The 13,907-nt window shown below is 75.1% G+C and carries 15 protein-coding genes; all 15 read left to right on the forward strand.

From position 1 onward, the window contains the following. Nucleotides 1-129: 129 nt before the first annotated feature. The 15 genes from Q5761_RS01115 to tsaB all read left to right on the forward strand — a co-directional run bounded on the left by Q5761_RS01115 (nt 130) and on the right by tsaB (nt 13,823). Nucleotides 130-585 carry a hypothetical protein gene (locus tag Q5761_RS01115; RefSeq protein ID WP_318750856.1) on the forward strand — a complete coding sequence of 152 codons (456 nt, stop codon included), beginning with the start codon at nt 130-132 and terminating at the stop codon, nt 583-585. Continuing rightward, a complete protein-coding gene (locus tag Q5761_RS01120; RefSeq protein WP_135224786.1) occupies nt 539-1,051 on the forward strand; it encodes a YncE family protein in 513 nt (170 codons plus the stop codon). Before Q5761_RS01115 ends, Q5761_RS01120 begins: the two co-directional genes overlap by 47 nt. Further along, entirely contained in the window at nt 1,042-1,425 is a 384-nt protein-coding gene (locus Q5761_RS01125) for a c-type cytochrome (RefSeq protein WP_135224787.1), read from the forward strand. The genes Q5761_RS01120 and Q5761_RS01125 overlap by 10 nt, the downstream gene beginning before the upstream one ends. 370 nt (nt 1,426-1,795) lie before the next feature. Continuing rightward, a complete protein-coding gene (locus tag Q5761_RS01130) occupies nt 1,796-1,975 on the forward strand; it encodes a hypothetical protein (RefSeq protein ID WP_318750857.1) in 180 nt (59 codons plus the stop codon). A gap of 45 nt (nt 1,976-2,020) precedes the next feature. Next, entirely contained in the window at nt 2,021-2,524 is a 504-nt protein-coding gene (locus Q5761_RS01135; RefSeq protein ID WP_243123746.1) for a cytochrome c oxidase subunit II, read from the forward strand. A gap of 31 nt (nt 2,525-2,555) precedes the next feature. Beyond that, a complete protein-coding gene (locus tag Q5761_RS01140; RefSeq protein WP_318750858.1) occupies nt 2,556-4,208 on the forward strand; it encodes a cbb3-type cytochrome c oxidase subunit I in 1,653 nt (550 codons plus the stop codon). A 275-nt stretch (nt 4,209-4,483) separates the two neighbouring features. Then, entirely contained in the window at nt 4,484-4,882 is a 399-nt protein-coding gene (locus Q5761_RS01145; protein WP_135224789.1) for a holo-ACP synthase, read from the forward strand. 209 nt (nt 4,883-5,091) lie between these two features. Beyond that, nucleotides 5,092-7,203 carry a bifunctional ADP-dependent NAD(P)H-hydrate dehydratase/NAD(P)H-hydrate epimerase gene (locus Q5761_RS01150; protein WP_318750859.1) on the forward strand — a complete coding sequence of 704 codons (2,112 nt, stop codon included), beginning with the start codon at nt 5,092-5,094 and terminating at the stop codon, nt 7,201-7,203. A 786-nt stretch (nt 7,204-7,989) separates the two neighbouring features. Continuing rightward, nucleotides 7,990-9,174 (forward strand): alanine racemase, encoded by a 1,185-nt coding sequence (alr, locus tag Q5761_RS01155; RefSeq protein WP_318750860.1) that lies wholly within the window; start codon nt 7,990-7,992, stop codon nt 9,172-9,174. Nucleotides 9,175-9,398: 224 nt separating this feature from the next. Then, entirely contained in the window at nt 9,399-9,608 is a 210-nt protein-coding gene (locus Q5761_RS01160) for a DEAD/DEAH box helicase (protein ID WP_135225958.1), read from the forward strand. A 1-nt stretch (nt 9,609) separates the two neighbouring features. Then, nucleotides 9,610-9,960, forward strand: a complete 351-nt coding sequence (locus Q5761_RS01165) for a type II toxin-antitoxin system PemK/MazF family toxin (protein WP_135224792.1) — start codon at nt 9,610-9,612, stop codon at nt 9,958-9,960. 79 nt (nt 9,961-10,039) lie between these two features. Further along, nucleotides 10,040-11,065, forward strand: coding sequence for an asparaginase (locus Q5761_RS01170; protein WP_318750861.1), 1,026 nt, complete (start codon nt 10,040-10,042; stop codon nt 11,063-11,065). An 80-nt stretch (nt 11,066-11,145) separates the two neighbouring features. Next, nucleotides 11,146-12,180 carry a uracil-DNA glycosylase gene (locus Q5761_RS01175; protein ID WP_318750862.1) on the forward strand — a complete coding sequence of 345 codons (1,035 nt, stop codon included), beginning with the start codon at nt 11,146-11,148 and terminating at the stop codon, nt 12,178-12,180. Next, on the forward strand, nt 12,177-12,713 hold the full coding sequence (tsaE, locus tag Q5761_RS01180; RefSeq protein ID WP_318750863.1) for a tRNA (adenosine(37)-N6)-threonylcarbamoyltransferase complex ATPase subunit type 1 TsaE: 537 nt from the start codon (nt 12,177-12,179) through the stop codon (nt 12,711-12,713). Before Q5761_RS01175 ends, tsaE begins: the two co-directional genes overlap by 4 nt. A gap of 183 nt (nt 12,714-12,896) precedes the next feature. Then, nucleotides 12,897-13,823 carry a tRNA (adenosine(37)-N6)-threonylcarbamoyltransferase complex dimerization subunit type 1 TsaB gene (gene tsaB, locus Q5761_RS01185; protein WP_318750864.1) on the forward strand — a complete coding sequence of 309 codons (927 nt, stop codon included), beginning with the start codon at nt 12,897-12,899 and terminating at the stop codon, nt 13,821-13,823. The last annotated feature ends 84 nt before the right edge of the window (nt 13,824-13,907 follow it).

The raw sequence follows: 13,907 nt of genomic DNA on the forward strand, positions 1-13,907 counted from the left end.
CTGATCGATGTGGACATCCGATGCCGCGGTGGCCGGTCGCCTGCGGGCCGAGGATACCGTCGACGGCCTGTTCGTCCAAGGCGCGAGTCCTCCGCGGCAGCGTCGTGCCTTGAAGGAGGTCCGTCCATCATGGGAGAGCACCATCACGCGGGCGCAGAGCCATTCCGTGCTCGCGGACGTCCCGGGCTGCATGGGACCACCCGCCTCGGCGTGGCCGGGCTGGTGGCCGCATCGCTCTTCCTCGCTGCGTGCGGCGGGGTGATGACCCCGGCGGCGACCTTCGATCCCGACTACGAGGTGCGCTGGTACGAGTCCCAGAACGCTGCCGGGCCCGAACTCGATCCCCGGTGGGACGGTAACGGCTGGCCCTACGTCGCCGACGAGGTGAGCCAGGGTGTCACCGTGGTCGACCTGGCCACGGGCGAGCCGGTGCAGTTCATCCGCACCGAGGGCGGCGTGCCGCACCACCCGTACATCACCAAGGACCAGCGCTGGGTGCTGGTGACCATCCGTTACGGCGACTGGGTGGCGCCTGGGGATGTCGGCCGACGGCAAGTACGTGGCCGTCGCCAATACCCTGGATGATGAAGTGATCATCATCGACACGGCGACGGACCAGATTGTCCACCGGGTCGGGAACGTGCCCAAGCCGGTGAACGTGGAGTTCCTTGGCAAGACCCACGTCATCGCCACCGGCAATCGTGCCGACGGCTCCTTCTCTTTCATCGACGCGGACAAGGGCCAGCTGATCAAGACCGTCAAGACGGGCGGCGGGGCCAACATCGCCTACTACGGTCCCGACGGCAACGTGTGGGTGAACCACAACGGCGCCCAGCACATCAGCGTGCTGGACTTCGCGACCTTCGAGGTCATCAAGGAGATCCCGGTCGTCCAGAACCCGCACTGGATCTACTTCTCGCCGGACGGGAAGACCGCCTACGTCACCAACTGGGGCGCCAACTCGATCTCCATCATCGATGTGGAGAAGATGGAACGCATCAAGGACGTGGCGGTGGGTCTCAACCCCAACGGCATGGCTGCATGGCGCTGAAGTCCAACGTCCCCCCGGACGTCATCGCCCGGTGGCAGGCGAACAAGGACCAGGCCAAGGAGGTCATCGCCAAGGCCGCCAGGCTGGTGATGCCGGAGCCCCGCTCGGAGGCCGAGGCGTTGTTCTTCCAGAAGTGCACGATCTGCCATGACGTGGGCCGTATCATCCGCAACAACGCCCGGGGTGACCAGTGGGACGCCATTGTGGAGAAGATGCGGGGCAACGGGGCTCCCATCGACGACCGGGAGGCCAAGATCATAGCCGAGTATCTCAAGAGCGACCAGCACCGCAGCCTCGACATCAAGACCGAACTCCAGATCGAAGAGCCGTTGGACCCGGCCAAGGAGTGTGACGACGATCCCGCGATGCCTTAGACAGGGTCTTGCGGCCAAGCAATGATTGAGGGCTGCCGCAGGATGCTCAGCCGGGAGCCGGGGGACGGCCGACGGGGTGCGGCCTGACGGCGTCTCCGCGGAAACGCACCTCAGGGGGAGGGAGGGCGCGCGTGCGCGCCCTCCCTCCCCTTTTTTGTCGTCGGCCTGACCGGCCGGTCCATGCGGGAGCCCAAGTCTTCAGCTTCTACTCAGGTTCCACTCATGTCGGCCTCAGGTTGGTGCCCGACGGTGAAGGTGATGCCGAGCCCGCGGCCGACCGCGGGCCGGCCACCGGCGGCGAAGGCCGACGGCATCGGACTTCGCCGCCGGCGTCGCCCTCCATAACGAGAGACCCGGGAGGTGACAGGCCATGGCCACCAGCCGGCGGCGGGTTGCGGAACGGGAGGGGTTGCAACAGGTCGCCCCCGTGGAAAAGGGCGTTCGGGATATAGAGGCACCCAAGGGGACCCTGCTGGTCGTGTTCCTCTACTTGCTCGGCATCGCCGCCATGTGGAGCTACATGTACTTCAGGTTGCTCCGCAGTGCGTGACCCCGCTGCCTCGCACGACCCCTCTGGGAGCAGCTTCGGGAGGCGATGGTCGTGCACGTCGACCGCTACGAAAAGATGTGGATCTGGGTCAGCGCAGCCTTCCAGCTCGCGCTTGTTCTGGTGCTGGCGTACACCACCTTCGGCATGGGCATTCGCCTGCCCGGTTCGGGTGACGCCCACGCGGCCGGCGTCGACCACCGGACGGCGGCGCCGGCACGCGTGACGGCGAATGATCCGCCCTTCACCTCACCGGGAGTTCGTGCCGTAGGGCCCAACCGGTATGAGGTCGTCATGACGGCGCAGGCCTTCGGATACGAGCCCAACGAGATCCGCATTCCCCGGGGTGCGACGGTCGACTTCGTGGTGACGAGCAAGGACGTGATTCACGGTTTCATGATTCCAGGAACCACGGTGAACACGATGATCATCCCGGGCCAGGTGACCCACGTGCAATATACCTTCGACGAGCCGGGCGAGTACACGTTCTTCTGTCACGAGTACTGCGGGATCGGGCATCACGTGATGTCGGGCCGGATCGTCGTCGAATGAGGCCGGCGGCATCGAGGGGGACGTGACGACCATGGAATCTCGCGGCATTCCGCTGGAGTTCCGTGGGGATTATGCCGACGCCCGCAAGCACCTGCTCACCGCCATCTTCTTCGGCCTGGTGCTGGGCGTGTTGATGGGCCCGCTGCAGGCCCTCGACAAGGCACGCATCGATTTGTACCAGAACCTACCCTTGATCAAGAGTTACTATCAGGGGCTCACCCTCCACGGCGTCGCGCTGGCCCTGATCTGGACCAGCTTTTTCAACGTGGGCTTCCTGACGTTCACCGCGGTGCGGGGCTTCGGCCGCCCCTTGCAGAGCCGGCGTCTGAGCCGGGCCACCCTGTGGATCATGTGGGCCGGCCTTGCCCTGGCGCTGTTCGCCATTCTGACCAACCGGGCCACCGTCCTGTTCACCGCCTACGCGCCCCTGAAGGGGCACTGGACCTTCTACACCGGAGTGGCCCTGTTCGCCGTCGTCGGCACGTGGTTGCTGGCGGCCAACGTCTTCTTGACGTACCGAGCGTGGAAGCGCGACAACCCGGGCCGGAAGACGCCCCTACTGGCCTTCGGTACCCTGGTGACGCTGACCATGTGGACCCTCGCCACCAGCGGCGTGGCGACGGAGTTCGTGATCTACCTCATCCCGTGGTCGCTGGGCTTGCGGGAGGGCATCGACCCGCTGCTGACGCGCAGCCTGTTCTGGCTGACGGGCCATCCCATCGTGTACTGGTGGCTGCTCCCGGCCTACCTGTCGTGGTACTTCATGCTGCCGCGCCAGGCGGGCGGCAAGCTGTTCAGCGAATCCATGGCGCGGCTGGCCCTGCTGCTGTTCATCCCCTTCTCCCTGCCCGTCGGCGTCCACCACATGTACACCGACCCCGGGGTCGCCACCCACAGCAAGATGCTGCACGGCTTTCTGACCTTTGTGGTCTTCCTGCCGAGCTTGATCACGGCCTTCACGGTGGTGGCCTCCCTGGAGATCGCGGGACGCCAGCGCGGGGGCCGGGGATGGCTGGGGTGGATCCGCGCCCTGCCGTGGCGGGAACCCTCGGTGGCGGCCCAGTTGCTGGCCATGGTGCTCTTCACCGTGGGCGGGGCGTCGGGCCTGATCAACGCCTCCTATGTCCTGAACCTGCTGGTCCACAACACGCTGTTCGTGGTGGGGCACTTCCACCTGACCGTAGGCAGCGCCGTCACCCTCACCTTCATGGGCATCAGCTACTGGCTGATTCCCGAGTTGACCGGCCGTGCGCTGCGCGGCCGGCGGGTCGCGCTGGCCCAGGTGTGGCTGTGGTTCCTCGGCATGGCCATCATGGGCCGTGGGATGGCGGCGATGGGGCTGGAGGGGGTGCCCCGTCGCACCTGGTGGTCCCAGGCCGCGTACCAGATCGCCGAGGCCCAGGCCGGCGGCGTGATGACGGCCGTGGGCGGCGCGCTCCTTTTCGTCAGCATGCTGCTGTTCGTGGGCGTCGTCGTGGTGACGATGCGCGGTGCGGAAGCTCCAGCGCGGCAGGCGGTACCCGTTGCCGAGCCCCTGGACGGCGGCATGCCGGTGCCGGTGTGGCTCAACCGGCTGACCCCGTGGGTCGTCGGTACCGTGGTCCTCACCCTGTTGGCCTGGAGTCCCGTGGTGTGGGGACTGCTGCAGTCGCCGTTCAGCGCCCCCGGCCTGAGGGCCTGGTGATCGCGACGGGTGAGCCGGGCCATTCATCACCACGGGTGCCGAGCGCCATTCCCGCAGCGGCCGGGGAGGGCGCTCGGCGTATGACAGGAGCACCGACTGTCGGAGCCGCTCGGTCCATTGCCCGGGAGCCACCCTGCAACGATGCCGGCTCGCCGGATGGGGTAGGGCGCCCCCTGGCGGAGCCGCTTCACCGCGAACCCCTCGACCTTCCCTTCCCGGTACCTTTTGCCGGGCCCCCCGCTGCGGTAGAAAGAGGAGAGAGGAGAGCGACGGGCGTGATCGTCGGGACCGGGATCGACATCGTGCAGGTGGAGCGCATCGAAGCCATCTTGCGCCGCCGGGGGTGGCGCTGGGCGGAGCGGGTTTTCTCTCCGGACGAACTGGCCGCCGCCGGCGCCGGGCCCCACCGGGCCCGGCGCCTGGCGGCCCGCTGGGCGGCCAAGGAGGCCTTCGCCAAGGCCTTGGGCACGGGCCTGCGGGGGCTGCGCTGGCGGGACATCCGGGTCCGCCAGGACGAGGGGGGCCGGCCGTGGCTGGAGGTCGCGGGCCGGGCGTCCGCGCTGGCCCGGGCGGCGGGCGTCCAGCGCATCCACCTCAGTCTGTCCCACGACGGCCAGTGGGCGGTGGCCCAGGTCATCCTGGAAGGGACCGGCCCCGGGGAGGGACGGCCTTGACGGCGGAAGAACCGGCCGGCATCGCAGGGAGAGGGGTTGCAGGTCCTCGAGCCGGGGTGCCCGCGACGCCGGGCGGGGCATCCGGGGCCCCGCGAGGGGGACCCGCGACCTCTGGAGAGCCGGCGAGGCCGGCAGGGACCCCCGCCACCGGCACCGCGCCAGCCAGCGGCGCCGCCCTGGAAGGGGATCCGGGGCCTAGAGGGGTGTGGGTGCTCTCCGCGGCAGCGGTGCGGCGGGGCGACCGCCTGGCCGCGGACGCCGGGCTGGGCGGTCCGGTGCTCATGGAGACGGCGGGGCGCACGGCGGCCACCCTGCTCTGGAAGGTGGCGGGCCCCTTCTCGGCGCGGCAGCCCGTGGTGGTCCTGGCCGGCGGCGGGAACAACGGCGGCGACGGGATGGTGCTGGCCCGCTGGGTGGCCCGCTGGGCGGGGCCCGCGGCGGTGAAGGTCTTCCTGCTGGCGGAGCCCGGCCGGTTGCGGGGCGAGGCGGCGGTGCAATGGTCGCTGCTGGCCCGTGCGGGCGTACCGGCGTTCGCGCTGGCGGGTGAACCGGCCCCGGGCGCCCAGCAGGGACCGCACCAGCACCAGAACCCCGGGACGGGGGCCGGGGCGGCACCGGTGGCGGCCGAGTTCCCGGAGCCCGGGGCGGCCCGCCCACCCGCGGCGGGCTCGGCCGGCGCGGCGGGTCCGCACACCGAGACCGGGCCGCAACCCGCGGCGGACCGGCCGGCGGCGGGCGGTCCGCCGGCCGCGGCCGGTGCGGGATCCGGGGTGGGGCTGGCGGTGGACCCGTTTCTCGATCACTTGGAAGCTGCCGTCGCCCGCGCCCGGGTGGTGGTCGATGCCCTGCTGGGCGTGGGGGTCCGGGGCGCCCCGCGTCCCCTGGCCGCCCGGGCCCTTCAGGTGGTGGGAGCCGCGGGGGTGCCGGTCTTCGCCCTGGATTTGCCCTCCGGCCTCGATACCGATACCGGGGAGGCGGCGCCGGTGGTGCCGCGCGCCACCTGGACCGCTACCTTCGCCGCGGCCAAGTGGGGTCTCGTGCTCGGCCAGGGCCCGGAACGGGCCGGGCAGGTCTTCGTGGTCGACATCGGCTGGCCGCAGGAGACCGGCACCGGCGTCGGCGGGACGGGCGGTGAGGCGGAAGCCGGCGCGCCCGGCGGCGGCACCGGAGGTTTCCCCTCCGCCCGCGTCCTCGATGCGGCCGGCGTGGCGGCCCTCCTTCCCCGGCGCCCCTGGGATGCCCACAAGGGCTGGGCGGGTCACGTCGTCGTAGCCGGCGGCCGGCCGGGGCAGGTGGGAGCGGCGGTGCTGGCGGGGACGGCCGCCCTGCAGGCCGGGGCGGGTACTGTGACCCTGGCCGTGCCCGCGCCGGTGCGGACCGAGGCCGCGGTCCACCGCCCGGAGATCATGACCTGGGCCCTGCCCGCCACAGCCGGCGGCGAGTGGGACGCGGCGGCCGCCACCGCGCTGGCGCAGCGGGAACGGGAGCGGCGGGGCCGGGTCGTGCGGGTGATCGGGCCGGGCCTCGGGCAGAGCCCCGGCGCTGCCGCCTGCCTGGCCGCGTGGCTCGGCCTCGACAGGCCGGCTGCGAGGGATCCGGCGGAGGGGGCGTCGGACGACGACCGCCCGGCCGATGCGCCCCACGGTCGCCCGGCCGATGGGGCCCCAGGGACCGACGGGGAGCCGGGCGCCCGCGCGCCCGAGGGCGCCGCGGCGGCCGGCTCGGCCGCGGACGGGCCGGTTTGCCGGCCTACCGTCCTCGACGCCGACGGGCTGAACCTGGCGGCCCTCCTGGGCATCGATCGGCTGCGGGAGCGGCCGGGTTCCTTCCCTCTCGTGCTGACGCCCCACCCGGGGGAGGCCGCTCGGCTGCTGGGCTGGACCACGGCCCGGGTCCAGGCCGAGCGGCCGCGGGCCGCCGTGGAACTGGCCCGCCGGGCGGGCGCCGTCGCCGTGCTCAAGGGGGCCGGGACCCTGATCGCCGGCCCGGGCGGCGAGCTCTACATCTGCACGCGGGGTCATCCCGGCATGGCCAGCGCCGGTATGGGCGATGCCCTGGCCGGCATCGTGGGCGCCTTCCTGGCCCAGGGGCTCGAGCCGCTGGCGGCCGCCCTGGTGGCCGTGTTCGTCCACGCCCTGGCGGGCGAGCTGGCGGCGCCCGCGGAGGGCATCCCCGTGCAGGCGACCCAGCTCATCGCGCGGCTGCCGGAGGCCCTCGACCGCATCCGCCGGGGGTCGCCCGGATCCGCGGCGGCGCTCGGCATCCCGGGCGTCGCATGGTTGCGGCCACCCCTCGAGGGCGATGGCGCGCCCGTCAGCTAGCGGGGGGCGCAGGACGCTAGCGGGGGACGCAGGACGGGTCGACCCCCCACACCTACACCGGTGGGATCCACGCCGGCGGGATGCCGACCACGTTGGCCGGGAGCCGCCGGGGTCACGGCGTGCGTGCCGCAGGGGCGGACCGCGGGCGGCCCTGCCCGCTGCACCCCGTCGGCGCCGGTCGGCGCCCGCCAGCGACCGCCGGCCCAGGAGGCCTCGGCCTGACCGGATCCCGCCGGCGGCGCCGGCCGCTGCGGGGCGAGACGCCTGCGACCGGCGGTTCCCCCGACCCCTGCCCGACTCCCGCGGGCGATCACCAGGCGACAGGGCCTCGGCCCGGACGGCCCCCCGACTCCTGCTCGGCCCCCGCGGGCGACCGCCGGTGAAGGCGTCTGGGGCGGGTCCCGCCCAGCGCCGTCGGCCGCCGCCCGGGGACAGGGTCCAGGCCCGGCCGGATCCCACCCGCCGTAGCCCGCTGCTGTCCGGCGACAGGGTCCGGGATCCTGCCAGCGAAGCCATCTTAGGGATCCGCGCCGCTTCGCGCCTTGCGGTCCCGGGCCCGTGGCCGCCGCGCCCCGGCGCGGGACGAGGTCCCGCCATGCCGTGTTACGGGCCCCGCATCCGGGGGAGCATCCCGACACCAGCGGCCCCCGCCGGGCTGAATCCCCCGCGGCGGCCGGGGTGGGAGCGGCGCCGTGCCGCGGCGGCCGCCGGCCGTGGGCGGCGTCGTGGCCCTGGCAGACCGACCCGACGACCCGATAGGAGGACCCACCGGAGGAGGAGTCCGTCGTGGAAGGGCCGGGCCGGGTGCGCCCGATGCGCCCCACCTGGGTGGAGGTGGACCTGGACGCCATCGCCCACAACGTGGAGACCCTGCAGCGGCTTGCCGCCCCCGCCGAGCTGATGGCGGTGGTCAAGGCCGACGGCTACGGCCACGGGGCGGTGATGGTCGCCCGCACCGCCCTGGCCCACGGGGCCCGGCGCCTGGCCGTGGCCGTCGTGGAGGAGGGCGTCCACCTGCGCCAGTCGGCCATCGCGTGCCCCATCCTGGTGATGGGCTGGACGCCGCCATGGCAGTACGGCCTCGCCCTCCGCTACGACCTCGAGCTGACGGTGAGCAGCGAGGAGGAGGCCCGGGCCCTGGCCGAGGCCGCCCGCCGGGAGGGCCGCAGGGTGCGGGTCCACCTCAAGGTGGACACCGGCATGGGGCGCCTGGGGCTGCGCTGGGACCACCCCCGGCTGGCGGAGGTGGCGGCCCGGATCGCGGGGCTGGGCGGGCTGGAGCTGGTGGGCGTCTTCACCCACCTGGCGACGGCGGACGACCCCGATGCCCCCCTCACCGAGGAGCAGTTGGCCCGCTTCGGCCGGATCGTCGCGACCCTGGACGAACGCGGCCTGCGCCCGCTCCTGCGGCACGCCGCCAACAGCGCGGCGCTGCTGCGGCTGCCGGGGGCCCGCTACGACCTGGTCCGGCCGGGCATCGCCCTCTACGGCCTGGAGCCGTTCCGCGGCGCCGTCGCCGCCTTCGACCTCCGGCCGGCGCTGGCTTGGAAGACGCGGGTGGCCCTGGTCAAGGAGGTGCCCGCCGGCACCCCCATCAGCTACGGGGCGACCTTCGTCACCCGTCGCCCCTCGCGCATCGCCGTCCTGCCCGTGGGCTACGCCGACGGGCTCCGGCGAGCCCTCTCCAACCGCGGGCAGGTGCTGGTCGGCGGCCGACGGGTGCCCATCGTCGGCCGGGTGTGCATGGATCAGGTGATGGTCGACGTGACCGACGCGGGGCCGGTGGCGGTGGGCGACGAGGCCGTGCTCATCGGGCGGCAGGGGGACGAGGCGATCACCGCCGACGAGATGGCGGGCTGGATGGATACCATCGGGTACGAGGTGGTCACCGGCATCGGGCGGCGGGTGCCCCGCATCTACTTGCGGGGGGGCCGTCCCGTGGCGCAGGCGCCGCTGTCCCACCTGCTGTGACGCCTGCGTCCCCCGGGCGGTGGCGGGGGTGGACGACCGGGGCGGCGGCGGTGCCGACGCCGGCGGTCGGCCAGCGAGGGGGCGACTCCGGCGCCAGCCAGCCCGGGACGGGGGGCGACTCCGGCGGCGGGCCGGCCCGCGACGCGTGGGCCGCGGGCCGGTTCGTCCCGCGGAGGCGACGCCGGTTCGTCCGCGGGAGGACGAGGGCACGAGGGGTGGTGACGGTGCCGGACGGATCCTTCCCTTCGCAGATCGCGGCCGCCGCCACGCCGACGGGGGGGCCGGAGGCGGGCGCCGCAGGCCGGCCGGCGACGGAAGAGATCTTGCGCCGCGGCTATCAGGAGATGGGCCCCCTCAACCAGCGCCTGGCCGAGGAGTGGATCCCCGGGGAGCTGGAGCCCCGGCGCTGGGAATGGGGTGGGGAGGGCGGTTGACGTGGAGATCCGCCGCGGCGACATCTTCTTCGCCGACCTCAGCCCCGTGATCGGGTCCGAGCAGGGCGGCATCCGCCCCGTCCTGGTGATCCAGAACGACGTGGGGAACCGCTACAGCCCGACGACCATCGTGGCGGCCATCACCTCGCAGATCAACAAGGCCAAGCTGCCGACCCACGTGGAGCTGCCCGCCCGGCACTATGGCCTGGAGAAGGACTCGGTGGTGCTGCTGGAGCAGATCCGGACCATCGACAAGCGGCGGCTCCTGGAGCGGGTGGCGCGGCTGGACGCCGGGGCGATGCGTCGGGTCGACGTGGCGCTGGCCATCAGCCTGGGGCTGCGGGAGGTCTGATCCTTCGGCCGCCGCCGCGCAGGGACGGGGGGCGAGGGCGGGGCGCGACGGTGCGCGGCCGACGATGGGAGACCGTGGCATGGAACCCGAGCTCTTGGTCGAGGTGACCCGCGGCGGCTGGGTGGAGAGCCGCCATTGCGGTCACGCCGTGGTGGTGGACGAGCAGGGGCGCGTGGTGGCGGCCCTCGGCGATCCGGACCACGTCACCTTCCTGCGCTCGACCCTCAAGCCGATCCAGGCCCTGGCGGTGGTGGCCTCCGGGGCGGCGGACGCCTTCGGCTTCGACGACGCCGAGGTGGCCCTGATGTGCGGCTCCCACGCCGGCGAGCCGCACCACGTGGCCCGCGCCGCCTCGATGTTGGCCAAGCTGGGGTTGGGACCGGACCACCTAGCCTGCGGGCCCCAGCCGCCGGCCAGCCCGACTGCCCGGGCGGCCCTGGCGCAGGCGGGCGCCGCGCCTTCCCGGCTGCACAACAACTGCTCCGGCAAGCACGCCGGCATGCTGGCCCTGGCGCGCCACCGGGGCTGGCCCGTGGAGGGGTACCACCGTGCGGACCACCCCGTCCAGCAGGCCGTGCGCCAGCTGGTGGCGGACCTGACGGGGCTGCGGCCGGGGGGACCGGCCTGGCGCGAGGCGGTGGACGGCTGCGGGGTGGTCACCTTCGCCCTGCCGCTGGTGGAGGTCGCCCGCATGTTCCGCTTCCTCGGCCGGCCCGACCGGTTGCCGCCCGCGCTGGCCCACCTGGCGCCCGCGGTCGAGCGCATCCGGCGCGCGCTGGTGGCGCACCCCGCGATGATCCGCGGCGAGGGCCGGTCCGACACCGAGGTGATCCGCGCCACCGGCGGCGCCTGGATCGGCAAGGTCGGGGCCGAGGGCTTCTACGCCGCGGCCCTGTCCTCGGGTCACGCCCTGGCGCTGAAGGTCGCCGACGGGCAGGAGCGGGCGCGGCCCGTGGCGGTCGTGGCGCTGCTGGAACGCCTTGGCCTGTTGCCCCCGGGGGCGGAGGCCGTGAGGGCGCGGTGGCGCCGCGTGCCGGTGACCAACACCCGCGGCGAGGTGGTGGGGGAGATCCGGCCGGCGGGGCGCCTGGGCGTCGTCCCGTGACCCCGGCCGGGATCGGGGCCGAGCCCGCCGGGGACGGGGCGGCGGCGCCGGCCCCGCGGCGGGGAGGAGGCGAGGGAGTCGTGGCGCGACCGGAAGCCGAGCTGATGCGGATCGCCGACATGGCCACGCTGGAGCGGGTGGTGAAGGGTTGCACCGCCTGCCGGCTGCGGGCGGGCTGCCGCGGCGTCGTCTTCGGCGACGGCAACCCGGCGGCACGGGTCATGCTGATCGGCGAGGGGCCGGGGGCCGACGAGGACCGGCTGGGCCGGCCCTTCGTGGGCCGCGCGGGGCAGCTGCTGGACCGGATCCTGGCCGCCTGCGGGTTCGACCGCCGGCGCCACGTCTACATCGCCAACGTGGTCAAGTGCCGGCCGCCCGGCAACCGCACCCCCACGCCCGACGAGCGGGCGGCCTGCCTGCCCAACCTGCGCGCCCAGATGCGCCTGGTGAACCCGGCGATCGTCGTGCTGCTGGGCTCCACCGCCCTGCAGGCGCTGATCGACCCGGCGGCGCGCATCACCCGCTGCCGCGGGCAGTGGATCCACCGCGACGGCATCTGGTACATGCCGACCTACCACCCCGCAGCGCTGCTGCGCAACCCCGCCCTGAAGCGGGACTGCTGGCACGACTTCAAGAAGGTCATCGACAAGTACCGGGAGCTGGTGGATCCGGCCCACGTGGCGCCGCACCACCCGCCGGAGGCGGCGGACGAACCGGCCGCCGGGCGGGAGCCGGCGGGCGGCGCCCCGCCGGCTCCCGCCCGGCCCGGGGGCCCGGGGGCGCACGCCGCGCCGGCCGGCCGCCCGGGATCGCCGGGCGGGGCGGCCCGCCCGGAGGGGTTCGGCGGGCTGCGGCAGGCGGCCGCCGCGGCGGAGCCGCCCGCGTCGTCGCAGGCCGCCGGGTCGGCGGCCCGCGACGACGGGGCCGAGGGGGCGGGCGCCGCCGGACCCGGCACCCAGCTCACCCTGTTCGATCCGGTCCCCGGCGGCGCGGGCACGGCTGCGGCGGGGGACGCCGCGGCGGCGGCAGGCGGCACCGGGACCCGCGCGGCGGGCCGCGGAGGCCGGGACCGCCCGGGGCCCGGGCCGGCGGGCGGGGAGGGCGCCGCGTCGTGACCGGCCGCTGGTCGGCGGTCATCCCCTCCGCCGAGGCCATGGAGCGGCTGGGCGCCCACCTGGCCCGTGCCCTGGAGGTGGGGGACTGGGTCGCCCTGACGGGCGCCCTGGGGGCGGGGAAGACCACCCTGGTGCGGGGGCTGGCCCGCGGCCTCGGATTCCGCGGTCGCGTGGCGAGTCCCACCTTCACCCTGGTCCACGTCTATCGCGGCCGCATCCCCCTCCACCACCTGGACCTGTACCGCCTCGAGGGGGAGCCGGCGCTGCAGGACGTGGTGGACCCGGCCGAGATGGAGGCGACGGGCGCCGTGGTGGTGGAGTGGGCCGACCGCGCGCCGGGTTGGGTCCCGGCGGACGCCCTGTGGCTGGAGCTGGCCCTGCAGCCGCCCGGCCCCCACCGGCGCGTGGCGGCCCGCGCCGCCGGCCCGCGCGGCCGGCGGCTGCTGGACCACCTGGCGCGCGGCTGGGATGGCGACGACGCGGCGCGGCGCGGCCCCGAAGGGGGGACGGCCGATGGCCCGGACGGCCGGTAGGTCCCGCCGGTCCCCGCGGTCGGGACGGGGGTGGGCACCGCCCGGGCCGCCACCCCCGGGTGCTCGGGACCCGTCCCGCGGCGTGGGGGACGTCGCCCGGGGCGACCTCCGGGCGGGCGGCCGCCGGCCACGCCGGGGGATGCGGGCACGCCGGGGCGTGCGGGAAGGGGACGAGGCCGGACGATGACCCCATGGATCCTCGGCATCGACACCTCGGGCCCGCGGTGCGGCGTGGCCCTCCTGCAGGGCGAGCGCGTGGCGGGGGTGGAGGAGCTGGCCGCCCCGGGCACCAACCGCGCCCTGATGCCCGCCATCGACCGCCTCTGCCGCCGGGCGGGCATCGGCCCCCGCCGGCTGGACGGCATCGCCGTCGCCCTGGGGCCGGGATCCTTCACGGGGCTGCGCATCGGCCTGGCGACGGCCAAGGGCCTGGCGGTGGCCCTGGGTCGACCCCTGGCCGGGGTGGGGACGTTGGAGGCCGTCGCCTCCGCCGCCGCAGGGGGCGACGGGGGGACCGGGGTGATGCGCAACCGCCTGGTGGTCCGCCGCGCCCGGCGCGACGAGTTCTACGCGGCGGCCTTCGACCCGTCCGGGCGGCGCCTCTGGGGCCCCGACGTGGTGGCGGCGGACGCCCTGGCGGCGTTCCTGGGGCCGCGGGGCGGCCATCCCGCGCGCTCGCCGATCCCCACCGGGGCCGGCGTCCCGGAGGGACGACCCGCCGACCTTCCGGGGGGGCGATCGGCCGGCGCCCCGCCGGCCGGGGTGGGGGACCCCCCGTCGCCCGGGGCGCTGGATGGCGGCGCCGCCGGCGCGGGTTGGGTCGTGGTGGTCGACCCGGCCGATGGGGCGGCCCTCGGCCTGGCGGCCGCCGTCGCTCCGACGGCGCCGGCGGGGGGCACCGTCGACGCCACCGGCGCCGGCCACGCCGACGTCATGGTGGTGCCCGACCCCGGCGCCGTCCCCGTCGCCGTGGCGCGGCTGGCCCGGCGCCGCCTGGAGGCCGGCGGCGACGATCCCGCCACCCTGGTCCCCCTGTACCTGCCCGCCGGTTCCACCTTCCGCCCCTACCCGGGTGCCGCTCAGGGATCGCCCGCGCCGGACCGGGGGTAGGGATCGCCCGCCCCCGGACGCCCCGCCCGGGCCTCCTCCCCGGCGGCCACCTCCCGGCGCGGAGGGCGGGGCGCCTGCGCCGGC

Origin of the sequence: Thermaerobacter composti, assembly GCF_033582035.1 — a bacterium.
Lineage (GTDB): Bacteria > Bacillota > Sulfobacillia > Thermaerobacterales > Thermaerobacteraceae > Thermaerobacter > Thermaerobacter composti.